This window comes from Psychrobacter sp. JCM 18902 (genome assembly GCF_904846615.1).
Classification (GTDB): domain Bacteria; phylum Pseudomonadota; class Gammaproteobacteria; order Pseudomonadales; family Moraxellaceae; genus Psychrobacter.
In genome coordinates, this window is the sequence record NZ_CAJHBK010000001.1 from 165,867 (window position 1) to 190,528 (window position 24,662).

Annotated in this window: 25 protein-coding genes; 19 read left to right on the forward strand and 6 right to left on the reverse strand. The window is 41.5% G+C overall.

What is annotated here, in order from left to right; all coding sequences use genetic code 11:
• The first annotated feature begins 2 nt into the window (after positions 1-2).
• Positions 3-362 carry a 50S ribosomal protein L17 gene (gene rplQ, locus JMY05_RS00750; RefSeq protein ID WP_021813387.1) on the forward strand — a complete coding sequence of 120 codons (360 nt, stop codon included), beginning with the start codon at positions 3-5 and terminating at the stop codon, positions 360-362.
• A 78-nt stretch (positions 363-440) separates the two neighbouring features.
• Here the strand turns inward: rplQ and JMY05_RS00755 are convergent, their stop codons facing one another.
• Entirely contained in the window at positions 441-1,061 is a 621-nt protein-coding gene (locus JMY05_RS00755) for an L-threonylcarbamoyladenylate synthase (RefSeq protein WP_045446647.1), read from the reverse strand.
• 218 nt (positions 1,062-1,279) lie between these two features.
• Positions 1,280-2,020: an elongation factor P hydroxylase gene (locus tag JMY05_RS00760; RefSeq protein WP_045446733.1), complete on the reverse strand. Its 741-nt coding sequence runs from the start codon at positions 2,018-2,020 to the stop codon at positions 1,280-1,282.
• Positions 2,021-2,205: 185 nt separating this feature from the next.
• Here JMY05_RS00760 and JMY05_RS00765 point away from each other — a divergent pair, with 185 nt between their 5' ends.
• The 6 genes from JMY05_RS00765 (at position 2,206) to lysM (ending at position 6,781) form a co-directional block, all read left to right on the forward strand.
• Positions 2,206-2,799 (forward strand): YceD family protein, encoded by a 594-nt coding sequence (locus tag JMY05_RS00765; RefSeq protein ID WP_045446650.1) that lies wholly within the window; start codon positions 2,206-2,208, stop codon positions 2,797-2,799.
• A gap of 337 nt (positions 2,800-3,136) precedes the next feature.
• The gene (gene rpmF / locus JMY05_RS00770) at positions 3,137-3,319 is read left to right on the forward strand and encodes a 50S ribosomal protein L32 (protein ID WP_011512869.1); all 183 of its coding nucleotides are present in this window, start codon (positions 3,137-3,139) and stop codon (positions 3,317-3,319) included.
• A gap of 437 nt (positions 3,320-3,756) precedes the next feature.
• The gene (gene fabD, locus JMY05_RS00775) at positions 3,757-4,725 is read left to right on the forward strand and encodes an ACP S-malonyltransferase (protein WP_201613908.1); all 969 of its coding nucleotides are present in this window, start codon (positions 3,757-3,759) and stop codon (positions 4,723-4,725) included.
• The gene (gene fabG / locus JMY05_RS00780) at positions 4,722-5,450 is read left to right on the forward strand and encodes a 3-oxoacyl-ACP reductase FabG (protein WP_045454442.1); all 729 of its coding nucleotides are present in this window, start codon (positions 4,722-4,724) and stop codon (positions 5,448-5,450) included. The genes fabD and fabG overlap by 4 nt, the downstream gene beginning before the upstream one ends.
• 282 nt (positions 5,451-5,732) lie before the next feature.
• Complete coding sequence (gene acpP, locus JMY05_RS00785; protein ID WP_025652201.1) at positions 5,733-5,969, forward strand: acyl carrier protein; 237 nt, start codon at positions 5,733-5,735, stop codon at positions 5,967-5,969.
• Between the two features lie 302 nt (positions 5,970-6,271).
• Positions 6,272-6,781 carry a peptidoglycan-binding protein LysM gene (gene lysM, locus JMY05_RS00790; protein WP_201613909.1) on the forward strand — a complete coding sequence of 170 codons (510 nt, stop codon included), beginning with the start codon at positions 6,272-6,274 and terminating at the stop codon, positions 6,779-6,781.
• Positions 6,782-6,889: 108 nt separating this feature from the next.
• Here lysM and queG read toward each other — a convergent pair whose 3' ends face one another.
• Entirely contained in the window at positions 6,890-8,119 is a 1,230-nt protein-coding gene (gene queG / locus JMY05_RS00795) for a tRNA epoxyqueuosine(34) reductase QueG (protein WP_045446739.1), read from the reverse strand.
• 192 nt (positions 8,120-8,311) lie between these two features.
• Between queG and JMY05_RS00800 the strand changes: the two genes are divergently transcribed.
• On the forward strand, positions 8,312-10,051 hold the full coding sequence (locus JMY05_RS00800; protein WP_201613910.1) for an NAD(P)H-hydrate dehydratase: 1,740 nt from the start codon (positions 8,312-8,314) through the stop codon (positions 10,049-10,051).
• A gap of 8 nt (positions 10,052-10,059) precedes the next feature.
• On the opposite strand, the gene JMY05_RS00805 is transcribed toward JMY05_RS00800, so the two are convergent.
• A complete protein-coding gene (locus JMY05_RS00805; RefSeq protein WP_045446657.1) occupies positions 10,060-10,557 on the reverse strand; it encodes a DUF4124 domain-containing protein in 498 nt (165 codons plus the stop codon).
• A gap of 982 nt (positions 10,558-11,539) precedes the next feature.
• Here JMY05_RS00805 and JMY05_RS00810 point away from each other — a divergent pair.
• From JMY05_RS00810 to JMY05_RS00845, 8 genes are all read left to right on the forward strand, one after another.
• Positions 11,540-13,252 carry an acetolactate synthase 3 large subunit gene (locus tag JMY05_RS00810; protein ID WP_201615305.1) on the forward strand — a complete coding sequence of 571 codons (1,713 nt, stop codon included), beginning with the start codon at positions 11,540-11,542 and terminating at the stop codon, positions 13,250-13,252.
• A complete protein-coding gene (ilvN, locus tag JMY05_RS00815) occupies positions 13,252-13,749 on the forward strand; it encodes an acetolactate synthase small subunit (protein ID WP_087814659.1) in 498 nt (165 codons plus the stop codon). The genes JMY05_RS00810 and ilvN overlap by 1 nt, the downstream gene beginning before the upstream one ends.
• A 147-nt stretch (positions 13,750-13,896) precedes the next feature.
• Positions 13,897-14,913 (forward strand): ketol-acid reductoisomerase, encoded by a 1,017-nt coding sequence (gene ilvC, locus JMY05_RS00820; protein WP_045446660.1) that lies wholly within the window; start codon positions 13,897-13,899, stop codon positions 14,911-14,913.
• A gap of 270 nt (positions 14,914-15,183) precedes the next feature.
• Complete coding sequence (locus tag JMY05_RS00825) at positions 15,184-15,609, forward strand: hypothetical protein (RefSeq protein ID WP_045446663.1); 426 nt, start codon at positions 15,184-15,186, stop codon at positions 15,607-15,609.
• A 380-nt stretch (positions 15,610-15,989) separates the two neighbouring features.
• Complete coding sequence (locus JMY05_RS00830) at positions 15,990-16,202, forward strand: cold-shock protein (protein ID WP_010196799.1); 213 nt, start codon at positions 15,990-15,992, stop codon at positions 16,200-16,202.
• 253 nt (positions 16,203-16,455) lie between these two features.
• On the forward strand, positions 16,456-17,019 hold the full coding sequence (locus tag JMY05_RS00835; protein WP_045446667.1) for a DUF421 domain-containing protein: 564 nt from the start codon (positions 16,456-16,458) through the stop codon (positions 17,017-17,019).
• A 466-nt stretch (positions 17,020-17,485) separates the two neighbouring features.
• Positions 17,486-18,235, forward strand: a complete 750-nt coding sequence (locus tag JMY05_RS00840; protein WP_045446670.1) for an electron transfer flavoprotein subunit beta/FixA family protein — start codon at positions 17,486-17,488, stop codon at positions 18,233-18,235.
• Between the two features lie 151 nt (positions 18,236-18,386).
• Positions 18,387-19,319: an electron transfer flavoprotein subunit alpha/FixB family protein gene (locus tag JMY05_RS00845; protein WP_045446673.1), complete on the forward strand. Its 933-nt coding sequence runs from the start codon at positions 18,387-18,389 to the stop codon at positions 19,317-19,319.
• A 96-nt stretch (positions 19,320-19,415) separates the two neighbouring features.
• Here JMY05_RS00845 and JMY05_RS00850 read toward each other — a convergent pair whose 3' ends face one another.
• Positions 19,416-20,210 carry a TrmH family RNA methyltransferase gene (locus JMY05_RS00850; RefSeq protein ID WP_045446676.1) on the reverse strand — a complete coding sequence of 265 codons (795 nt, stop codon included), beginning with the start codon at positions 20,208-20,210 and terminating at the stop codon, positions 19,416-19,418.
• Positions 20,211-20,313: 103 nt separating this feature from the next.
• Entirely contained in the window at positions 20,314-21,297 is a 984-nt protein-coding gene (locus tag JMY05_RS00855; RefSeq protein ID WP_045446677.1) for a class 1 fructose-bisphosphatase, read from the reverse strand.
• 416 nt (positions 21,298-21,713) lie between these two features.
• On the opposite strand from JMY05_RS00855, the gene JMY05_RS00860 reads away from it, so the two are divergent.
• From JMY05_RS00860 to JMY05_RS00870, 3 genes are read left to right on the forward strand one after another with little or no spacing between them, the layout of a single operon-like run.
• Positions 21,714-22,787, forward strand: a complete 1,074-nt coding sequence (locus JMY05_RS00860; RefSeq protein ID WP_045446679.1) for an aspartate carbamoyltransferase catalytic subunit — start codon at positions 21,714-21,716, stop codon at positions 22,785-22,787.
• Between the two features lie 60 nt (positions 22,788-22,847).
• Positions 22,848-24,059, forward strand: a complete 1,212-nt coding sequence (locus JMY05_RS00865) for a dihydroorotase (protein ID WP_201613911.1) — start codon at positions 22,848-22,850, stop codon at positions 24,057-24,059.
• Entirely contained in the window at positions 24,052-24,600 is a 549-nt protein-coding gene (locus JMY05_RS00870; protein WP_227678060.1) for a DUF2127 domain-containing protein, read from the forward strand. The genes JMY05_RS00865 and JMY05_RS00870 overlap by 8 nt, the downstream gene beginning before the upstream one ends.
• Positions 24,601-24,662 lie beyond the last annotated feature (62 nt).

Consider the following 24,662-nt stretch of genomic DNA (forward strand, 5'->3'; position numbering starts at 1 on the left):
CTATGCGCCATCGTAAGAGTGGAGTCAAGCTGGGTCGTACCGGCAGTCATCGTAAGGCAATGTTTCAGAACATGACTAACTCATTATTTGAGCATGAACTGATCAAAACAACTTTACCAAAAGCAAAAGAGTTACGTCGCGTTGCCGAGCCATTAATCACTATGGCTAAAGAAGACAGCGTTGCTAACCGTCGTTTGGCATTTAGCCGTATGCGTAGCAAAGCTATGGTAGGTAAACTATTTGGCACGTTAGGTCCTCGTTACCAGACCCGTCCAGGTGGATATTTGCGTATCGTAAAATGTGGTTACCGTGATGGTGACAATGCGCCAATGGCATATGTAGAATTGGTTGATCGCGACTAATTTTACAATAAGCAAAAGATGTATATAAAAAAGCTCCAATTGAATTGGAGCTTTTTTTGTGTCTGATACTTGAGTCTATTACCGTAGTAGTGAATCTACATCCGCGGCACCTTGTCTGATAATTTCAGGCTGGCTACCAGTCATATCAACAATCGTAGTGAGCTTAGTGGTTTTTATACCTGCATTTATCAAACCGTCGATTTGATTGCCTAATAAATCCTCAATCTCAAAGGGATCATCTAGTATGTCATCACGGTTAGGCAGTATTAATGAACTGGTTAAGATAGGTTCATCCATGGCCTCTAAAAGCGCTTGCGCAATAGGGTTGCTAGGTACTCGAATACCGATGGTTTTTTTCTTCGCATGTGCCAATTTTTTTGGTACGTCTTTTGTGGCATTGAGGATAAAGGTGATGGGCGCAGGAGTAAGTGCTTTAAGCTGTTTAAATTGTATATTGTCTACTGCAGCATAGTTGGCAATTTCGCTTAAGTCACGGCACAGCAAGGTAAACTGGTGTTTATCATCAAGCTCACGAATTTGTTTGAGCTTATCGAGTGCATCCTTTGCTCCTAAGCGACAACCAAAAGCATAGCTGGTATCGGTAGGGTAGATAATGAGCTGGTCTTTACGTAACATATCCGCCACTTGCTCAATCAGACGTGGCTGTGGATTTTCTGGATGAATATAAAATACTTGCATAGCAGTTCCTTATTTTATAGTTATGGGCTTTTAAATGTGAAGTTTTTGACTAAGTAGAACATTTGTGGCGCGTATGCTTCTTTCACTAAGTATACTAAAAAAGCATCACTGCCTTCTTAGTATAGCGCAAAGCCAATATAAGTTTGATTGCAAGCCGTTACTATGCGTAGACAATCGTTAACGCAAAAATGCCACACCTTTATGCTGACATGCTGCTGTTACTCTAGATCAGCTATAGAGACACTGAGTAAGGCGTGTAATAAAGTTTTAGCATCAGGTGGCAATATATCAGGCTTAGCGATGTATTGTTGCACTTGTCGGTAGACGTCATTTGCGAATGTACTATTGCTTGTATCAAAGTCAGCAAACAGGTTGTCTTGTGAGACTTGAAACTGCCGTTCACAAGCGAGAGTAAATAAACACTCTAACGCTTGCGGCTTAATCTCTACGCGTTCAAATGCTTGCTGCTGAGCGGCGGTACGACCATCTGGTGCGTACCAGTAGCCAAAGTCAGGCAAACGTCTACGAGCCTCTCCAGCCACACACCAATGGCTAAGCTCATGCAACGCACTAGCAAAAAATCCATGAGCGAATTCAATTTTTGCGGGTTCGTTATTTTGTGCCTGAAAGTACTCTGGTTCTCCTTGTCCACGAACCAATGTAACGTTTTGATGAGTGAATAAATTATTGAATAATTGGATGAGCCAATCAGTAGCCGCTTGCTCGTATTTATTAACCAATGATGGAGTGCCATCTAAGCCTTTGATAGCAGCTAACCTTTCTAACCTTTGCCATTCACTTTTTACATCCTCTAAGCACTGATTGTTGTTAAGGTTCCACGAGTCAGTGGAAGAGGTATTCACACTACTGGTTAAAGTAGTGAGACGTTGCAATAGTATCTTTGCTTCAAGTGGAGAAAGTAGGTTCGAGAAGTCAGGTTTATCATTAAACACATTCATAGGTAAAACACTGGTCAAATAAAAGATAAAAAGAAGAACTATCTTTGAATATAAATAGGAGAAATAAAGAGATGAAAATAGAGTTCATATCAAATAAATTTAACATACTAGCGCTAGCGTCGCTCAATACTTTCCGTTAGTATGGCAGGCAATATTATACACCGTTTTGATGAATGAGGTCGCGCATGTCAAGCACTCCAGAAAGTAAACCGTCAGCAGGTTATGCTGATAATAAAAAAGCGCCTTTATCTACTAGTATGCCTGAATCTATTTCTTTGGATAAATGGGCAGATACTGGATATGAATGGACAGGAGAGGTAGAGCCAAGCGCTTTCAAACGTCTTGCTGCTACCTTAGCCACCGAACATGAACAAGCAAACATCTCGCTTAATGCCAATCTGTATCGACGCAATAATGTCTTACATTTGGCATTCACACTGACGGGTGAAGTTTGGTTAACCTGTCAGCGTTGCCTACAGCCAGTAGCTATCGATTTGTCTGATGATTATAATATTGCGCTACTAGAAGATGAGAGCCAAGCACGTTCAATCAATGATGAACAAGACTATTTATTACTTGATGAAATTATTACTGAGCCTGCACCAGAGCTTTTATTGCCATTCAAAAAATTGGTAGAAGATGAGATATTACTGAAGACGCCAATGTCGCCAAAACATGACGACTGTGAAATGACGGTAGAGCAATTTGGTGAGATTCCAGAAGAGGAAGAAAGCGAAAATCCTTTTGCTGCTTTAGCCTCGCTAAAAGGCAAGTTGTAATCTTATTAAGAGACAAGTCATATATCAATGTACTACTTAATAAATTTATGATACCTTTCATCAGCTTTCTACCAAAGAGTGAGAAGCAGGGCTTTATTAATCCGCTAAACATGCGTATAATGTCCCGTTTATTGCATTCTAGCAATCTGCTACTGGCAGATAGATGCTGATCTTGCAGACTAACTATAGATTTTAGACGTAATCAACACTTTACTACGTGGCAATCTATTTAACTAATGATGCGTAAGACTTAGGTTGTTGTGATTATATAGCCTCTGTCAGTGTCGATTAAAGCTGAATTTCAAGCTTATCCCCTTTTAAGTATAGGAGCTATATCATGGCCGTTCAAAAAAGTCGTAAAAGTCGTTCTCGTCGTGACATGCGCCGTTCACATCATCGTATGGAAATCGCTGAGATAAGCGTAGATGCTACCACTGGTGAAAAACATCGTCGTCATCACATGACTAAAGATGGTTTCTACCGTGGTCGCCAGTTGTTTAAAGTTAGTCAAGACGCTTAAATTATTGGCTATTCAATAGCTGATTGTAAAAATAATGATAGTACTGGTGACTGTCATTATTTTTGCAACGCTGTTATTAGGTAATATGCTTTGAGCTGAAGAAAGCCAAGTTATTTCGCTATCATATATTATGTGGCTAGATAACTTGGCTTTTTGCTATTGGCTTTTATGGTAGGTATTTGAACAACCTTTTACCATGCGCCTTTAGAAAATATGAAAATGAACCGATATACTCTACCATTTTAATTTGAGTAGTATCTTTTACTATACGTGTTTCAGTAGCATCCGCTATGATAATAGTGTGCGTCAGTGTATAGTTTATCGATAATCCGTTTTTTTAGACAAATACTAAAGCAACGGCTTTATATCGCCTCTAATAATATAATAAACCCCAATTGTTTTTAGGGATATTTCCAATTAAATAAGGAATATTGGTTATGGCCTCTGTACCCGATATGGTAAAAAAGCCGCCGACACGTATTGCGGTAATTTTTCCTGGTCAAGGATCGCAAGTAGTCGGGATGACTAGTGAGCTTGCTGAAATCTATCCAGAGATTCTCGATACCTTTACTGAAGCTAGCGCCGCGCTTGGTGAAGACTTATGGGCAATCTGTCAAAATGAAGAAAAACTCAATCAAACACAATATACTCAGCCTGCATTACTGACGGCCAGCATCGCCATTTGGCGTATCTTAAAACAAAAAATAACCACAGCGCCTTGTTATTTAGCGGGTCATTCTCTAGGTGAGTACAGTGCGCTTTGTGCGGCTGAAGTCATAACGCTTGCTGATGCGGTTAAATTGGTACATAAGCGCGGTCAATTGATGCAAGAAGCCGTTGTAGGTGTCGATACTGCTATGGCAGCAGTGTTAGGGCTTGAGGATAATCGAGTAGAAAATTTGTGTGAGCAAGCGACTGAACATGTCGAAGGTGCCATTGTAGGTGCAGCCAACTTTAATAGTCCAGGACAAGTGGTGATATCGGGTAATGCTGCTGGTGTGAATGCCGTTATTGATAAAGTGCAAAACACCGGCAAAAAATCTATCCCGCTAAAGGTCAGCGTACCATCACATTGCGCGCTTATGGAGCCAGCCAGTAGTGCATTGGCTGAGATTCTGGCAGAAATAAAATTTGATCAAGCGACGATTCCTGTTATCCAAAATCGACATGCGCGTGTTGAGAGCAGTGCGGTCGGTATCAAGCATGCATTAACAGAGCAATTAAGCCAACCAGTGTTATGGTCAAAAACCATGCAAGAGCTGGCTGACAAACAAATTAATATTTTAATCGAATGCGGCAGTGGTAATGTATTGAGCAACTTGGCGAAGCGTCAAGCACAGCCAATTACGAGCTATCCTACTGACAAGCCCGCTCGTCTTGATAAATTAATGGAGGTGTTATCATGAGTCGTACGATTACTCTAGTGACAGGTGCTAGCCGTGGTATTGGTAAAGCCGTTGCCAAACGTTTCGCCAAAGAAGGACATTTTGTTATTGGTACAGCGACTACGGAAAAAGGTGCTGAACTGATTGATGGTTATCTCCACGATAGTGGCGGTATTGGACGTGTTTTAGACGTACGCGATACCGCACAAATTGATAAGCTGTTTGAAGAGATTGAGAGCGTCTACGGCGCAGTACAAGTCTTGGTCAATAATGCAGGTATCACCCAAGATGGTCTGCTGATGCGTATGAAAGATGACGACTGGGAAAATGTTATCGATACCAATTTGACGTCGGTATACCGCATGAGTAAACGTGCTGTGCGCGGTATGATGAAAGCACGCCGTGGTCGCATCATCAATATAACCTCTGTCGTTGCTCAAATGGGTAATGCAGGTCAGTCTAATTATGCGGCGACCAAAGCGGGCGTCGAAGGGTTCAGCCGTACGCTCGCGCGTGAAATTGGCTCACGACAGGTGACGATCAATTGCGTAGCCCCTGGTTTGATCGAAACGGATATGACGGACGAGCTTGATGAGCGCCTATTGAACTCTATGCTAGACGCTGTACCTATCAGCCGCCTTGGACAGCCAGAAGACATTGCCGCCGCCGTACATTTCTTAGCCAGCGATGAGGCCAGTTATATCACAGGCGCTGTTATTCCTGTCAATGGTGGTATGTATATGTAGGTGATAAATAAGTGTTGCACAGTTATAATAAAAAACTCTGTGCACGAGTGTAAACTATAATAAAGGGTGTTATAATGACGGATACTTTTATGTCAAAGCCCTGTATTATAGCAGGGCTTTACTAGACATCTGTCAAAACGTATAACCAGCTATAAAACAAGTTACAAAGTACTCAGATAGCTGTGCTAATCTGAAGATATGATTTTATATACAATGCTGTAGAGCCTAATGATAGGCCTATGGTGACTTGCCAAAATAATAGATCAAAAAGGAGAAATCTACATGAGTAATGATACCGAGCTAAGAGTTAAAGCTGCAGTAGCTGAGCAATTGGGTATGAATGTTGAAGATATCAACAATGATGCATCATTTATGGAAGACTTAGGTGCAGATTCGTTAGACCTAGTCGAATTAGTCATGTCATTTGAAAGTGACTTTGGCATTACCATTCCTGATGAAGATTCAGCAGAATTAACGACTGTTCAAAAAGCGATTGATTATGTACAAGCGCAGCTATAATTAGCTAGTGGCTTAGCGAGTTATTTTAGCCGCCTATCTGTAGAGATAGGCGGCTTTTTTATGTTCTTAATTTACCATAGCAACAGGTAGTTATGTGACTAATCAATACGTTAACATAAGCTACGCCAAATCAACATTACTCAACATACTATTACTATCTACATCACCTATCTTTGTCTATACTCATAATGGTAAGCAGTAACAAAGTGTAGTTATATATAAAGTGTGGTTATATACGAATGTATATGCCATTAAAAGAATAATGATCAATAATAAATAACAATATTTAAAGGAGTATGTAAATGGGTATGTTCAGTTTCGCAAAAGATATCGGTGATAAAATTTTCAATCGTGATGACGCCAAACACGATGCCAAGTCAGAAACAAAAGCAGACGCTAATACGCCAGTACAGAGTAGTGAACCTTCTGCGCAATCAGTTGCCAATATTTTACTTCGTCGTATTCAACAGCAGAATCTTAATATTAGCGATTTGAAAATCAAGTATAACGGCTCAACAGATACTGCAGAAATCAGCGGTAAAGCTAAAACGCAAGCAGACCGCGAAAAAGCGATTATCGCCATTGGTAATGTACAAAACGTAGCTAAGGTAATCGATAATATTGATATCGAAGAAGATGCGCCTGAGTCAACGATGTATACAGTGAAATCTGGTGATAGCTTGTCTAAGATCGCAAAAGAGGTTTATGGTTCAGCGGATGATTACATGAAAATCTTTGACGCCAATAAGCCGATGCTATCTAGCCCTGATAAGATTTATCCTGGTCAAGTACTGCGTATTCCTAAGCCATAAGCCATAATATGGTTTTGAACTGTCAGCGATATGTGTGAATAAAATAAAAAATGCCTCTTACTATAATAAGAGGCATTTTTTTAGCGTATATAAATATAAACTTAAGATTTAGAGGTCTTTTAACTTCTCATACTGTTCAGTTATGGCCCAATTGATATGTACATCGAGCATTTCGTTATGTACGCCCAACTTTGATTGTAACTGAGTAATGGTTTCTTCATTACCATTAGCATTTCCAAGACCAATCGCGATATTACGCAAAAAGTTCACATAGCCTGTGCGTCTAAGCGGGCTGCCTTCAGTTTTTTTCATAAATTCAGCTTCTTGCCATTGCCACAGCTCAAGCAGACTGCTGCTATCAAGGTTATGCCGTGGTGCGAAGTCCTCTACAGGTGTAAGATTGGCGTAGCGATTCCAAGGACAGATAAGTTGACAGTCGTCACAGCCAAAGATGCGATTACCAATCGCGCGGCGGTATTTTGTATCAATAATACCGTCGTGCTCGATAGTGAGGTAGGAGATACAAGCTGCAGCATTGAGCTTATAGGGCGCGACAATCGCTTGAGTGGGACAGATATTGATACAAGCGCTACAACTGCCGCAATGCTCTTTGACGGGTTTGTCATCAGGTAACTCAAGGCTAATAAATAGCTCACCCAATACAAAAAATGAACCTGCTTGCTTGTTGATTAATAAGGTGTGCTTTCCTGTCCAGCCAAGACCAGCAGCATCGGCAATGGGTCGCTCGAAAATAGGAGCAGAGTCGCTAAAAGGCCTAAAAATAAAATCTTGCTCTGAACCTATATTGAGGTGTTGCCACTCAGGAAGCATGGCTTCTATCTTTAGTGCCAATTGCTTCAGACGACTGCGCATCGTTTTATGATAGTCGCGTCCTCTGGCATAACGAGCAATGATACCTTGATTGGGGTAGTCATTGTCAGTAATCGTACGTGGAGTTGGTGCTTGAGTTAGATAGTCCATACGGACACTGATGATGGTTTTTGCCCCTTCTACCAGTTGGTCAGGATTTGCCCGCAGTTCATGATTGTTATGCATAAACTGCAGTTGCCCCTCATAGCCTTTTTCGAGCCATTGTTGCAATTGTACAATCTGCTTAGCAAATAAAGGGTGATGCACCGATAAAAACCCACAGTCGGCAAACCCTAAAGCCTGTGCTTGGTCTTTAATCCATTGTTTGACATCTGCTGTGGTGGTAAATGTTGGGCTATTATTCACATTAATCTTTTTTTCGGACGCAGGCTTAGGTTCAGTAGAGATTTGCTTAGCTGATTTCTGCTGGGTTGAAGAGATAGGCTTTACTTTAGGAAGATTATTCATGTGTGACAGTAGGCGATAAAGTGAATACCGATATAATAAGCCAGTGAGCTGAGAGCGCAAGTATAAAAGCAAATAATTTCACATTCATATTGATACATACGTTGATGTAAGCGTTTGCTAAGCTGATGCTAAATGATAGTAATCATATCTCAATAAAATAAAAAATCAGCAAAAAATACTCAAGGATTAGTTATGAAAAATCAGATCAATTTATCACCTATAAAAAGTACAAAACCTATCCCGTTATATAGCAGTGAACAACTCTATGCGATGGAACAAGCATGGTTTGTAGAGGGTCATGATAGTTTTGGGTTAATGAAGCAAGCAGCCTGGCAAATGGCGCAACACATAGAACAATTATATGAACAAAAACAATTAAATATCTCTTCATCAGCCACTACTTATATTCCTCTTCGTCATATGCGTCAGCATCGAGTGAGCATTTGGGTTGGAAAGGGTAATAATGGTGGCGACGGTTGGCTCATTGCTTATTATTTACAGCAAATGGGTTGGCAGGTACAAGTGGTAACAGTGGGTTTTGAGAGTGATGATTTTGATACCAATGACACAACAGTATTTTCCGATGCACAAAAAGCCCTAAAAGAGGCGCTATTGGCCAATTGCCCTTATCAACGCTTTGAAAATAGTGCTTGTGAGCTAGAAGAAGGAGTAGATGGTAATCTGCAAGCCGATGTCTATATTGATGCACTGTTTGGTATTGGACTGGATCGTGCGCCTATAGGTATTTATAAAACAGCCATTAGCACTTTTAATAAGTTATCTGAACGAAATAGTACCTTGGCCATTGCGGTTGATATTCCAAGTGGCTTGGTGGCTTCGACTGGCGAGGTGTTTGAGCATGTGGCTATACAAGCTGATATAACGCTATGTTTAATTGCACGGAAATTCGGTTTGCATACCAAAGATGGTATGGATTGTAGCGGCAAGGTAATTGATATACCGCTGCTACCTTACCCAATAAATGACAAAAGTTTCATGCCAGTAGCAACACTAATTACTACTGCATATGGTCTAAGTCCTCGCCGTCAAAATAGCTACAAAGGGAGCTATGGTCATGTACTGATTATTGGCGGTAATCGTATCGATGGCTCACAAGGTATGGGCGGCGCTGCGATATTGTCTGCTTCGAGTTCGATGGCGGCAGGAGCGGGTAAAACTACGGTTGCTTGCCATGAGGCTTTTCATAGCGCCCTATTAACTTCACTACCAGATGCAATGACGATCAATTTGCATGATGTGGATGGAGTGCAGGAGTTAATCAAGTCAGCCACTGTGATTGCGATTGGTATGGGGCTTGGTCGTGATGAAAAAGCAAAAGTGTTATTTATAAAGTATCTACAAACTGCGATGACAGCTAAAAAGGCAATAGTGATTGATGCTGATGGACTTTATCATTTGGCATCATTGCAATTAGAGCATCATGAATTGGTCAGTCAGCTGCGAGAATATAGCGTTAATCATCAAGTTTGTTTGACACCGCACAGTGGCGAAACTGCTAGATTACTGAATAAGAGAATCAGTGAAGTGGAAAGCAATAGACTACAAGCGATAAAACAGTGCGCTACAACTTATGGTGGTGAATGGGTGCTAAAAGGCGCAGGTTCTTTGATATTAGAGCAGGGCTTAGATGAGCACCACGTTTATGTTTGTGCTGCCGGTAATGCGGGTATGGCGACGGCTGGCATGGGTGATGTGTTGTCCGGTGTCATTGCTGGTCTGCTAGCACAACAAGATTTATCGTCAAGAATGCGAAGCTTGCATCAAGCGGTTGTTATACATGGATTAGCAGGGGATACGCTGGTCAATCAAAGTAATAATACGTTGGTGGTTGGACAACGAGGACTACAAGCTCAGGATATGCCAGCAGCCATTCGTCATGTGATGCAGCTATTGATTAACGTCTATAATTAGCATTAAGCCTAGGTAGTTGAGTTGCCACAATACTGATCAATTGCCTGCTGTACGCGTTCACGTTTGAGCTCAATTTCACGACCGTCTAAATATTGACGCTTGCCATTTGCATCCATCTCATAAATACGTCCGCCGACATTCAAGTTGGTCAAATTATTGCGGAGTGACTGGCACCGCTGTGCATTGGCTTGTGCTTCTTGTTCTTTAATCCGTGCTTCAAGCGCTGCAACTCTTTGCTCTTCTACGCTTTGAGTATTAGTACTTTGATTGGCATCTGTTTTGCCAGCCAATTGTCCTGCATTGCTTTGTCTGCCATCACTACGAAATTCAATCAGCTCAATGTTTTTACCATTTTGAGGCGCATGTTGGCTGTATTTGACTTCACCATGTGCACCGACAGATTTATAAACTTGAATAGCATGACTGGCATTCATCGACAGCATTAGCACATACGCAGTACTCATAAGCAGTTTGGTAGCAGTATTTATTTTAGACGCATATGCCATAGTAGCAATCCTCTCAAGGGGTAAAAAACAGATGTGTATATATGTGTCAATATAACATTTAAGTGTTGGAATGGTACTAAAAATGTACCAGCTTTCGATTCTAACAAATAATCCTTATGAATGTATATTATTTAATAACTAATAGTTAGGGATGGGCTTTAGAAGTTTTTCTTGACAATAGCTCACAAACCATCGAATATAATAGCAGTTGATTGGTCAGTGAGCGGCTTTTATGATATTGCCGTGGCACTTGAAAATGAGGACGATAGGTTACTTATCAGTGGCTTACGCAGTTTTCGTTTCTTTGTGACAATGATATTGCAAAGATAGTAATCATAACGATTGTTATCGATGACTTTATGTATTGTCTCCGGACTTATCTGTCTACAATGACTAAGATAAACTTATTATTTGAAATGCGCTAAGCGTGACTCTAGCGGTTGTATTAAACATGGAAAAATATTCAGCAATTAAATTTTTTTAATAAGCCTGTCGTAAAATCTAACCATTTTACAAATTAGTATTGGCTGTGAGAGTGATTTAAATTGTGAATATCAATGCCTCTGTATAAATCAATCTGTTGTAAATGCTGTCTGCTATTTATCAATAATAAGCTTCTTTTATAGATGCACACGCATCTTGTCACTGTACATCGATAGACTCCTGCCATAAAACTGACCCTACATATATTGCTGTGTTTGAGTAGCCTGCTGTCTTATAAAACAGCGTTACTTAGAGATAGTGGGCACACATTCTTGATATGGATAAGGATTTGCAGCCATTTCTATAAGACGAACCATCTTGTGTAAATAGCATGGTTTTCTCTTATAAATGAACGCCAATTCTTGACAAAAAAAAGGTGATGACAGTGACGCAAACCACGCAAAGTCCGAATATGACGGGACATACCCAAACGGGGAATGCCGCCAAAAATTTTGAAGAAAAGCAACAACGCCTCGCTGAGGGTAGTGAGCAACCTATAATGCTATCTGGTGCTGAGATGTTGGTGCAATCACTGACTGATGAGGGCGTCAAATATATTTTTGGCTATCCAGGTGGTGCAGTTCTTCATATCTATGATGCTTTGTTTCAACAAGAAAATATCGAGCATATTTTGGTACGTCATGAGCAAGCAGCCGGTCACATGGCAGATGCTTATTCACGAGTCACAGGGCAGACAGGTGTAGTATTAGCGACGTCAGGTCCAGGTGCTACTAATACCGTAACGGCTATCGCAACAGCGTTTATGGATTCTGTGCCGATGGTGGTCATCGCAGGTCAGGTACCTAGCAGCCTAATTGGGGAAGATGCCTTCCAAGAAACAGATATGGTCGGTGTATCACGTCCTATCGTGAAGCATAGCTTTCAAGTGCGCCACGCTAGCGAAATCCCAATGATTGTCAAAAAAGCCTTTTATATTGCTCAGTCTGGACGCCCAGGTCCTGTAGTGATTGATGTACCAAAAGATATGACCGCGCCAAGTGAAAAGTTTGCTTACGCTTATCCAGAAGACGTGTTTATACGTTCGTATCAGCCGTCATTAAAAGGCCATAGTGGTCAGATTAAAAAAGCGGTTGAAACGCTGCTTGCTGCAAAGCGTCCGATTGTTTACTCTGGTGGTGGTGTTGTGTTAGGCAATGCGCATAAAGAGCTTACTAATCTTGCGCACCGTTTAAATTTACCAGTAACCAATACCTTAATGGGCTTGGGTGCGTTCCCTGGTTCTGATAGTCAGTTCTTGGGTATGCTCGGTATGCATGGCACTTATGAAGCCAATATGACCATGCATCATGCCGACGTCATCTTGGCAGTTGGTGCGCGTTTTGATGACCGTGTCACTAATAATGTCAAAAAATTCTGTCCAAATGCGACGATTATTCATATTGATATTGATCCTACCTCTATTTCAAAAACGATTAATGCGCATATTCCGATCGTGGGTGATGTCAAATCTGTCCTGACCGATATACTAGAGATTATCGGTGAAGATAAAGAGTTAGATCAACCAGCATTGTTGGATTGGTGGTCACAGATTAATGAGTGGCGTAAGCGTCATGGCCTGCGTTATGACACCAGCACCGATAACGGCATTAAGCCCCAAGCGGTCGTTCAAGCTTTAGATAAAGTGACGAATAGTAACGCTATTATCACCAGTGACGTCGGTCAGCATCAGATGTTTGCAGCGCTTTATTATACCTATAATGAGCCGCGTCAATGGCTAAACTCAGGTGGTTTAGGGACGATGGGTGTTGGCTTGCCGTATGCGATGGCAGCCAAACTTGCTAACCCTGAGCGTGACGTGGTTTGTATCACGGGTGAAGGCTCTATTCAGATGAATATTCAAGAGCTCTCAACCTGCTTACAATATAATTTGCCGGTTAAAATCCTAAACCTAAATAACGCCCAATTAGGTATGGTGAAGCAGTGGCAAGATATGCTGTATGAAGGTCGTCATGCCCATTCTTATATGAATTCACTACCAGACTTTGTCAAACTCGCTGAAAGCTATGGTCACGTCGGTATCAAGATTACTGATCCTGCGACCATGGAAGCGCAATTGGCGGAAGCCATGGCAATAACAGATAGATTGGTATTTATTGACGTTTATGTCGATCGTAACGAGCATGTATATCCAATGCAAATCGCTGGGCAAGCGATGCGTGATATGTGGTTAACAAAAGGGGAGCGTACCTAATGCAACAACAACATCTGATTTCGGTATTGATGGAAAACGAAGCGGGTTCATTGTCGCGAGTGGTCGGTTTGTTCTCTCAACGTGGCTACAACATCGAAACTTTGAACGTTGCGCCAACAGACGATTCGAGCATATCTCGCTTAACATTAACCACTATTACGTCACCTGAAAAAATAGAACAAATCACCAAGCAATTGCATAAATTGATTGAAGTGGTTAAAGTGCTTAATCTATCAGATACTATACACGTCGAACGTGAGTTGATGCTCATAAAAGTACGGGCAACGGGCGGCGTACGTGAAGAGATTAAACGCAGTGCCGATATTTTCCGCGCACAAATCGTTGATGTAAACGCCAATCTATATACCATTCAAATCGTTGGTGACAAAGCCAAACTTGACGGCTTTATTGATGTGATTGGTCGTGAACGTATCATGGAAGTGGTGCGTTCGGGTGTGATTGGTATTGCACGCGGCGAAAAAACGCTCAGTTTATAATGGGTGCTTACTGTACCTATTGTAGGTCAAATTATTTATTCAAACATTAACATAGCGCTTATCTCACCCATCACTTCGATAAGGTGATTATAATTTAAGTGTTTATTTATCCATGGCAAGCCATGATTTAGGAAAAGGACTCTGTTTATGAACGTTTATTATGATAAAGATTGTGATCTATCAATCATCCAAGGTAAAAAAGTTGCCATCATTGGTTATGGTTCACAAGGCCATGCACACGCGCTTAACCTACAAGATTCAGACGTTGATGTGACCGTTGGTCTACGTGCTAACTCTGGCTCATGGAAAAAAGCGGAAAACGCAGGCTTGAAAGTCGCAGAAGTAGAAGAAGCGGTAAAAGCAGCTGATGTCATCATGATTTTGACGCCTGATGAGTTCCAAAAAGAGCTTTATAACGACGTGATTGAGCCTAACATCAAAGAGGGCGCGACCCTAGCCTTTGCTCATGGTTTTGCGATTCATTATAACCAAGTCGTACCACGTGGTGATCTTGATGTCATTATGGTTGCACCAAAAGCACCAGGTCATACGGTACGTTCAGAGTTTGCAAAAGGCGGCGGTATCCCTGATCTTATCGCTATCTACCAAGATGCCTCAGGTCAAGCCAAACAATTGGCATTGTCATATGCTGCTGGCGTTGGTGGTGGTCGTTCAGGTATTATCGAAACAACCTTTAAAGATGAAACTGAGACTGATCTATTTGGTGAGCAAGCGGTACTTTGCGGCGGTGCAGTAGAGCTGGTTAAAATGGGCTTTGAAACCCTAACTGAAGCTGGCTATGCCCCAGAAATGGCTTACTTTGAGTGCTTACATGAGTTAAAGCTTATTGTAGACCTCATGTATGAAGGCGGTATCGCTGACATGAACTATTCAATCAGTAACAACGCTGAATATGGCGAATACGTAACTGGTCCTGAAGTTATCAATGAGCAATCACGTGAAGCTATGCGTAATGCCCTAAAACGCATTCAGTCTGGTGAGTACGCGAAGATGTTTATCTCTGAAGGCGCAACCAACTATCCATCAATGACGGCTCGTCGTCGTAACAATGCAGAGCATCAAATCGAAATCACTGGCGCTAAGCTACGTGGCATGATGCCTTGGATCGGTGGTAACAAAATCATCGATAAAGAAAAAAACTAATTCAGTATTAGGCTATTAAGAGATTAATCGCTGATATAGAACTAAGAGCCCATGCTATTACTTAATAGTGTGGGCTTTTTTAGTTTGCACTACTTTAGTGAAATTTTAACCACAATCGCTTTGGTGTTGGTTGAAAACGACCAATCGATGCCTCATATATCTAGCCTTCATTGATTTTTTTGAATATTCTTAGTGCAACCAATTGCTGGTTAATTATCAAGACGATTGAGTTTCGCGTTCTCATTTTTTATAGATTATAGGTTGTGTGTTGTGCAAATATCTTATCCAGACTGGCTAACGCCGCAATTCGTATATATTACTCTTAGCGCTGTGGTAGCTGTTTTAATATGGATAGAAGGGGAGATGCTCAAAAAAACCGATGGCAAATTGCCTAAGTCTAAGTTTTTTCAAATCAGCTCAATTTTAGATACTTTGTGGTTCTTTATTTCCGTTGTCATATTATATGTGATTGACTTGACGCCACTAGCCATTACAGTACCTGCTGCTTATGGCATCTATACTACCTTTGGATGGATATACGGGACGCGTTTATTAAAACGTAAAGGTATTCCTGATTCTCCTAAAGACTTGGTGATACCTGCTAAATACATCGCCTATAGTCAGTCATTTTCGCTAATATTTTTTGCACTTTGTTTATTAGTATTAAGTTCACCGTGGTTACCGATATCTCAATAAAGCATATGCTGACTTATCACCTATTTATTATTTGAGATAATGCTGTCACCAACTTAAATGACACCTTTACGTTAGAATGATAGATAGTAAATGATATAAAATATCTTTCTTATCAATGTATTAGATAGTATTTAATTGGCTTTCGTGACTTTTCAAAACGGATTATCGTTATTTACAAAAATCATCAATTTAACCTGTTGCGATTATAAAAAGCTGCTATAATCAGCCTGTACTCAAAAGATTTTAGGTCGTAATTTCAAGCTATCTAACGATATTTTGATCATATTGACTGTTGCATTTAGCAAAAAATAGTTTGGGTATATATCAATTAATCGGTGACGACACACGTCTCGCCAACAGTTAAAGAGTTAGGAAAATTTATGTCAGATAAAGTTGAAGGCACTGTAAAGTGGTTTAATGAAGCTAAAGGTTTTGGTTTTATCGCTCAAGACAATGGCGGACAAGACGTATTCGCTCACTACAGCGCTATCCAAGGTGGTGGTTTCAAAACTCTAGCCGAAGGCCAAAAAGTGTCTTTCATCTTAGGTGATGGCAAAAAAGGCCCACAAGCCGAGCAAATCGAAGCTATCTAATCTCATTTGACATCTAGTAAGCTGATTAGTCAGTAAGCTTGATGACAGTAAGATTATCAATATGCATTGATGCCTTTGTTTGTTAAAACAATAAAAATACTGTTTCAACTCTAAAAAAAAGCAACCTCTTATCAGGTTGCTTTTTTTATGCCATTTTTCTCGCTATAAACGTAAAATCATCAAAAGCATACTGATATTAGCTGTCAGTCATCAGCACTGACTCAAAAAAGATCTAACAAAATAAGGTTGTTTTATGAAGTGGGAGGCATGGTTTTCAATCGATTGGCAGCAAGTTTTGGGTATTTCTCTATCTGCAATTGGTTTTTATTTAGGATTAATGTTGTTCACAAGATTGATGGGATTGCGAAGTTTCTCCAAGCTCTCAAGCCATGATTTTGCGATGACTGTCGGTATTGGCAGTATACTCGCTTCAACGGTGCTATCAGACACACCGTCATTAATGCAAGGGCTGTTTGCTGTCGCAGTATTGTTTGTGATTCAAGGTGTTATCTCATTTATCAGGCGTAAATTCAAACCCTTAAAATCTCTGATAGACAATCGAGCCATTATATTAATGGCGCATGGCGAGTATTTTAGTGGAAATTTAAAAGAGGCCAATCTCAGTACCAGTGATGTTCAACAGGTTTTACGCAAGAATGGGATCAAGTCTAAAACGGAAGTATTTGCTGTCATTATGGAAACCACAGGGGATATGAGTGTCATCAAAAATAATGCAGTTACGCCTGACTGGTCATTATTCGATGATATACGCGACAGTGAGTTGCTGATTGGTTCCAGTAAAAACAGCAAATCGTAGATTTTGAGTTTTTGATTGTTGTTCTCGATAGTTGTTCTCAATTGATGCCAATGACATAGATCACAACAATCCATTAAGTAACTATCGTGTTGACAGTGCTAAAAATAGGTGAAATATTGAGAATGTAGGTTAAAGAAGACTGTAAAATTGTGCACTTATAAACTATTTATTATAGAATGGTGACAAATTTATGACGCATTATTCACGGCGTTGTCTTGACCTTATGCCTGTGGTCACGCAAGATACAGGGGTCTGATAATAACGGTTGGCTTAGCTTTAGCAGATTTTATCAATGAGTAGTGTGATACTAATACCATTTTCGGTATTGTTTCTTCTTGCTTAATTAACTACTATCTGTTGACGCAGTAATAACCCTAAGTAGTATTTTGAACGACAGTTTAAAAAAATGAACCTTTGGTTCTTAACTGACAATTTTTAATTCATAACATTAATAAACGAGGAACGTATGAAAGCATTAGTAGCGGTCAAGCGTGTCATTGATTACAACGTAAAAGTTCGTGTAAAAGCTGACAACTCTGGCGTTGATTTATCAAACACTAAGATGTCAATCAACCCTTTTGATGAGATTGCAGTAGAAGAGGCGGTTCGTCTAAAAGAAGCGGGTGTGATTGATGAAATCATTGTTGCTTCCATCGGTCCAAAAGAATCACAAGAGCAAATTCGTGCAGCTTTGGCATTGGGCGCTGATCGTGGTGTTTTAGTGTTGACTGACGACAAGCCGTATCCATTACAAATTGCTAAGATCCTCAAAAATATCGCCGAGAGTGAAGGCACTGATATTATCTTATTGGGTAAGCAAGCCATTGATGATGATAACAACCAGACTGGGCAGATGCTAGCGGCATTGATGGGTATCGGTCAGGGTACGTTTGCATCAGAAGTGAAGGTTGAAGGCGATAAAGTAAACGTGACTCGTGAAATCGACGGTGGTTTACAGACGCTAGCACTTGAGCTACCAGCGGTTATTACCACTGATTTACGTTTGAATGAGCCTCGTTATGCTAAATTGCCTAACATCATGAAAGCGAAGAAAAAGCCACTTGACGAAAAAACGCCTGCTGATTTTGGTGTTGATATGGCCTCTAAGCAAGAGATCATTAAAGTTGTGCCACCTGCTGAACGTAAAGCTGGCATCAAAGTGGGTTCAGTGGATGAGTTGGTCGATAAGCTAAGAAACGAAGCAAAAGTCATTTAATGTTTCAATGATTGGATACTTCGCTACGGCATATCCTGTACAAGGCTATAGATTTAACTGATTTATTTTATATAAAATAATAGTTGCTCAAACAGCTTTGTACACAAACAACCGCATGAATAGATGATATGAACAAAAAAGGATTAAAATCATGGCAATTTTGGTATATGCAGAACATGACAATGCCAGTCTAAAAAAGGCAACTTTGAATACCATCGCTGCTGCTAAGCAAATGGGTGATGATATCCATGTGTTGGTTGCAGGTAGTGGTGCTCAAGCTGTCGCTGACCAAGCAGCTAAAGCAGAAGGCGTGACTAAAGTATTATTAGCAGACAACGCTGCCTATGAGCATCAATTAGCGGGTAACGTTGCGCTATTGGTTGCTGATATCGCTGGTGATTACAGCCATATCCTTGCACCAGCAACAACCACTGGTAAAAACTTTATGCCACGCGTTGCCGCTTTACTTGACGTAAGCATGCTATCAGAAATCTCTGCCGTCGTAGATGCGCAAACGTTTGAGCGCCCTATCTATGCTGGTAACGCCACAGCAACTGTTAAGACCACAGAAGATAAAGTTGTCATGACAGTACGTACCACGGCTTTTGACCCAGTAGCAAGCGAAGGTGGTTCAGCTACTGTTGAGACAATCGACAACGTGCAAGAAACTGGCAAAGCAAGCTTCGTTAATGAAGAGATGGCGAAATCTGATCGTCCTGAATTGACTTCAGCAGGCATTGTGGTTTCTGGTGGTCGTGCCTTAGCAAATGGTGAAAACTTCACCAAATATATCGAACCATTGGCTGATAAACTTGGCGCTGCCGTTGGTGCATCACGTGCCGCTGTTGATGCAGGTTACGTACCAAACGATATGCAGGTCGGTCAAACGGGTAAAATCGTTGCACCAGACTTATATATCGCAGCGGGCATTTCAGGCGCGATTCAGCATTTAGCGGGTATGAAAGATTCTAAAGTTATTGTTGCTATTAACAATGACCCGGAAGCACCTATCGCTAGCGTTGCTGATTACTTCTTAGAAGCGGATTTATTTACAGCATTGCCTGAGCTTACTAGCAAGGTTTAATCGTTATTTAGTGATTAGTTAAGTATAAAAACCCGCTATTATTTATAGCGGGTTTTTAGTATTTGAGAGGTATGTTTTTGATTCAGTCAAACAACATTAGTTATAATTTCTTTGACGTAGTGTTTCATATAAGCATAATGAGCCTGCAATGGCGACATTCAGACTTTCTTGACCATTGGGCTGTGGTAGAGCGATAGGGGTAGCACACTGCATCAGCTCGTCACAAACCCCTTGTCCTTCATGACCCATAATCCAAGCAATAGGTTTTTTTAAGTCATGTTTATAAATTATCGTATCAGTATGTGAACTGGTCGCAAATAGCGGTGTTTGCACATGGTCTAAAATATCTTGCACACTTAGATCTTCATAAATAGTCAGGGCAAACTGAGCGCCCATGCCTGCTCGTAATGTCTTAGGGGACCACGCTTGTGCCGTCGCACTGGTACAGAGTATGTTCTTGATGCCAACCGCTGCTGCGGTGCGTAATAGGGTGCCCACATTGCCGCTGTCTTGCACATCATTTAAAATCAAGCAGTCATTATCAATCATCGATAAACGAGGCATTGGTACTTTAATGATTGCCATGATATCGATACCAGTACCTAAGCTACGAATGCTCTCATACAGCGAATTTGATAACGTTAAAATAGGCGTATAAGTAGGCAAGCGCGTCAAAATTTGCTGAACCTCAGGATGGTTGTGCGCAGACTCTGCGAGTAGGATTTGGGCAAACGGGTAGTCGCTACGCAGCGCTGCATCGATGAGATGCACGCCCTCAATCACCGTTTGACCTTGCTTCTTCCGCTGCCGCGCTTGCGTTAACAAGGATTTGACAAGTTTAACGGTCGTATTTTTATCTGAGGTAATAAGCTCGGTGGGATTTGCTACCATAGTGGATCGCTTAGAAAAAAATATAAAAAAATTAAACAATCAGTATAAATCTTATAAATGTTTTGACTTTATACTGACTGTTATCAAAGTAAAGGCAAAGTGCTTATTTATCAGCGTAAGTTACATGCAAATTTTTAACATAATAGACTTCATTTTTGCTGCCAAGTACCACTGGGACGCGTTGGTGAATGTCATTCGGTTCTATGTCTAAAATACGATTGACTGCATCGGTAGCAGCGCCACCAGCGCGTTCAATCAATAAGCTCATTGGATTGGCTTCATACATCAAGCGTAATTTGCCTGCTTTATTGGCATATTTGGTATCGAACGGATAAGTGAAGAGACCACCGCGACATAAAATACGATGCACATCACCGACCATGGCGGCCACCCAGCGTGTATTGAAATCGCGACCACGGACACCCGTTTCGCCAGCAATTAACTCATCGATATACTGCTGCATGGGTGCGCGCCAGTAGCGGTAGTTTGAAGCATTGATGGCATATTCGCTGGTATCGGCATCGATTTGCACGTTTTCTTGTATGAGTACATAATCGTTAGTGTCAGGATCTAGGCTAAACATCACGACATGATCGGCGATAGTTAGCGCTAGTACGGTAGAGGTGCCATATAATAAATAGCCTGCTGCTAGCTGTTGATTACCTGCTTGCAAGAAGTCGCTATTTTCACTGACTTGACCTTGGCGCTGGTACGGTAAAATAGAAAAGATAGTGCCAACGGCCATATTAATATCGATGTTTGATGAACCATCAAGCGGATCGAACAATACCAACAAACTGCCATCTGCATTGGCAGGGGTAGCATCGTCAAGCTCTTCTGAGGCAACGCCTGCACAATATGTATTTTTCGCTAATGCATCTAACAATAAGTCATTGGCCAGTACGTCCAGTTTCTTTTGGTCTTCACCTTGGACGTTTTGGTTACCAGCTTCGCCTAGAATGTCTGCTAGTGCCCCTTTTCTCAATAATTGTGAGATGGTTTTACCCACGTCAGTGACAGTCGTAATAACGTCACTCAGTGCAGGATTTGGTGAATAATCATTGAGATAGTCTGTAAGAGTTGTCATAAGGCTTCCTAATAAATGCTGTTAAAATAAAGGCTACTGAAACTAAGGATTAAATAAGGGGTTGGAAAGTCGGTTGGGTCGCACGTTACAGACCTAAATCTGGCAAATTTTTAAATACCTCGCACGGCATCTTTGTCCTGACCACAAAATCAGCTACACTATCACTATTATTATTTATTTATCGTTTGGCTAAGCGGATTTTTAATGATGGTTTTGACAGGTCTATGGCTACTGCCCAAGAGGATGACGATGGCTGTTTTTTACAGCGCTATGTCTCTCACTGTCACTGGGGTAAATTGTAGCAAATAAGTGCCAAAATGTCCTTGTCTCTGTGCTTATCGTCGACTATAAATCGCCAAAAAACGCATAAATAATGATTATTAAATCATATAAACCAACAATAAAGACCTGCCACTATGCCAAATTCTATCGATAGCCGCTCAACTCAGACAGTCTCGCCAACGGATTATGCCAAATTCGACCCTGATACCATTCATGAGAAACTTGATGCGTCGTTAAGTCGTCCGCAGCTTAATAGCGATGGCAGTATTCGCCATTTTTTGGGGGTGGAAGGTCTTAATAAAGCGCAATTACAAGCAATTATTGCCAAAGCAGAGACATTCTTTGATGAAAACGGGCAGCTGATTAACCGTCCTGAGCTTGAAGGCTATACGGTGATGAATTTGTTTTTTGAACCATCGACGCGTACCCGTACGACTTTTGAAGTAGCTGAAAAGCGTCTCGGTGCCAATGTGCTCAATATCGATATCGAGCGCTCTAGTACCAAAAAAGGTGAAAGCTTGCGCGATACGCTGTGGAATCTACAAGCCATGACGGCAGATATTTTTGTGGTACGGCATTCAGCATCAGGTGCTGCCCATTTTATGGCAACAGAGGTGACACCCGATATTGCTATTATTAATGGCGGTGATGGCTGGCATGCGCATCCAACCCAAGGGATGCTCGATATGCTGACCATTCACCGTGAAGCGCCGCGCCCATTTGAAGAATTGTCAGTGGCTATCGTTGGTGATATTAAGCATTCACGGGTCGCACGCTCTGATATCAGTGCCCTACAAACGTTAGGCGTTAAAGACATTCGCGTCTGCGCGCCGCGTACCCTGTTACCTAAAGGCATTGAGCGTTTTGGGGTACAAGTCTATGAAGATATGAATGAATGTGTCACGGACTGTGATGTCATTATGGGATTAAGAATACAAAACGAACGTATCGGCTCGCCGCTGCTAGCATCATCGAGTGAATACTATAAGCATTATGGTATTACACCAGAGCGCATGGCATTGGCTAAGCCCGATGCGTTGGTCATGCATCCAGGGCCGATGAACCGCGGTGTTGAGATTGCATCAAGCGTTGCCGATGGCGACCAGTCAGTGATTTTAAAACAGGTGAATAATGGCATCGCTATTCGTATGGCAGTACTGTCATTAGCTATGGAAGGTCAGCGCGCTCACCAAGCCGCGAGTAAATAATCCTCTGCCTCGCTGTTTTATATTTATTTATCCCATTTTATTGATACGGTAATAACGCTCATGACAACTATGTTAAATACGGATGCAACGATAATTAACCATCTTCCTCAATCATTTAAAGACTCACTATCAAGTGCTGCGACAGATAAGTTGGCATCACTCGAAGCTGGTCGTGAAATGTGGCTCCTGCCGCCTTTAGTTGATTTGTGCGCCCGCCTACGTGAACCAGGTCAACAACAACATGGCACTTTGGAATCAGAAGGACGCGCTGCTCGTGGCAATGGTTTCTTGCATGTGGTCATTCCTCCTGATACCAATCCTATCTTAGAGAACGGTTCATTATTAAAAGGCTTACGTGAGCGCGCGCTTGGTGATGGCGGCATATATTTGCATATTTTAGGTGCGTTGACTGCTGGTTTAGAAGGCGAGCGTCCATCAAATATCGCTGGGCTTAAAAAAGGCGGTTGTATAGCCGTTTCTAATGCGCGCCGTCCTTTTCGCAATGATTTAGTATTACTGCGTACACTGGAATACGCCGCGACTTTTAATATGAAAGTATTCTTTTATCCTGATGAACCAAGTCTATCTGGTGATGGCGTGGCGCATGAAGGTTATATCGCGTCATATCACGGCTTGCAAGGGATTCCTTGGATCGCTGAAACGGTTGCCTTATCAACGCAGTTGCTAATGGTTGAAGAAACGGGCATCGCCGCTCACTTTAGTCAACTATCCTGTAAATCTTCAATCGAATTGATGCGCTGGGCAAAAGATAAAGGCTTGCCCGTGACTTGTGATGTGGCGATGCATCAGTTGTATTTGACCGATGACAATTTAGAGGGTTTTAACGCTCAAGCCTACGTATTACCGCCCCTGCGTAGCAATACCGATCAGCAAGCCATCCGCCGTGGTTTGAAAGATGGCACCATTGATGCGATATGTAGCCATCATGAACCCTTGAACAGTACCGCCAAAAAAGCCCCATTTGCTGAGAGTACACCAGGCATCTCAAATTTTGATACCTTTATGGCGCTGGCTTGTCAGCTAGTAAATGATGAGGTATTAACCTTAGAGCAACTTGTCGATAAAATCTGTCTCAATCCGGCGAAAATCGCTGGTATTAGTGAGCAATATGAAAAAATCGGCGGCGCAGTACTGGTGGATCCTAATTTGGAATGGCAAGTGACCGCCCAATCCATGCTGTCCAATGGTAAAAACACGCCATTCTTTAATCAGCAGTTGCAAGGCCGCGTTGTGGAGACTTTCTTTGGCTAATTTGCCTAGGCAGGATGATAGTCTGCAACCATCCTCGAAGGATAGCGATCATCACTTGCACAACCAAACCATCAAGTCGCACAGTACTGCTAGTGAATCTATCAAAGCGGTGGCAATCTATGAGGTGGTTAAAGGGGTCGGTGCGCTATTAGGGGCAGGGGCTTTATGGTCATGGCATACTGACCTTGAGCATTGGCTGACGACGGCGACTGATTCTTGGCAACAGACTTTTGGACAGCTACTGGCACCGCAAGTTGACAGTGCAGTACGGATTGCCCAGCAGGCAAGTAAAAACTGGTCATTATTCTTGTTATTAATCTTTGCTTACGCCAGTCTGCGTTTCCTTGAGGCTTATGGCTTATGGCAAGATAAAACATGGGCGTATTGGTTTGGTGTGCTGGGTTATGGGGTGTTTATTCCTATTGAGCTTTACTATCTAATCGTTAGCCCATTTGATTGGTTTAAGCTTGGGATATTAGTCTCGAATCTTCTTATTGTGGTCGTGGTCTATCGTAATATGAAGCGAAAGGGTCTGATATAAAAAGGGCTTATTATAGCGCCTATCAAAAAAACTGAATGTGTATGAAAAAGCCAGCGTAAGAT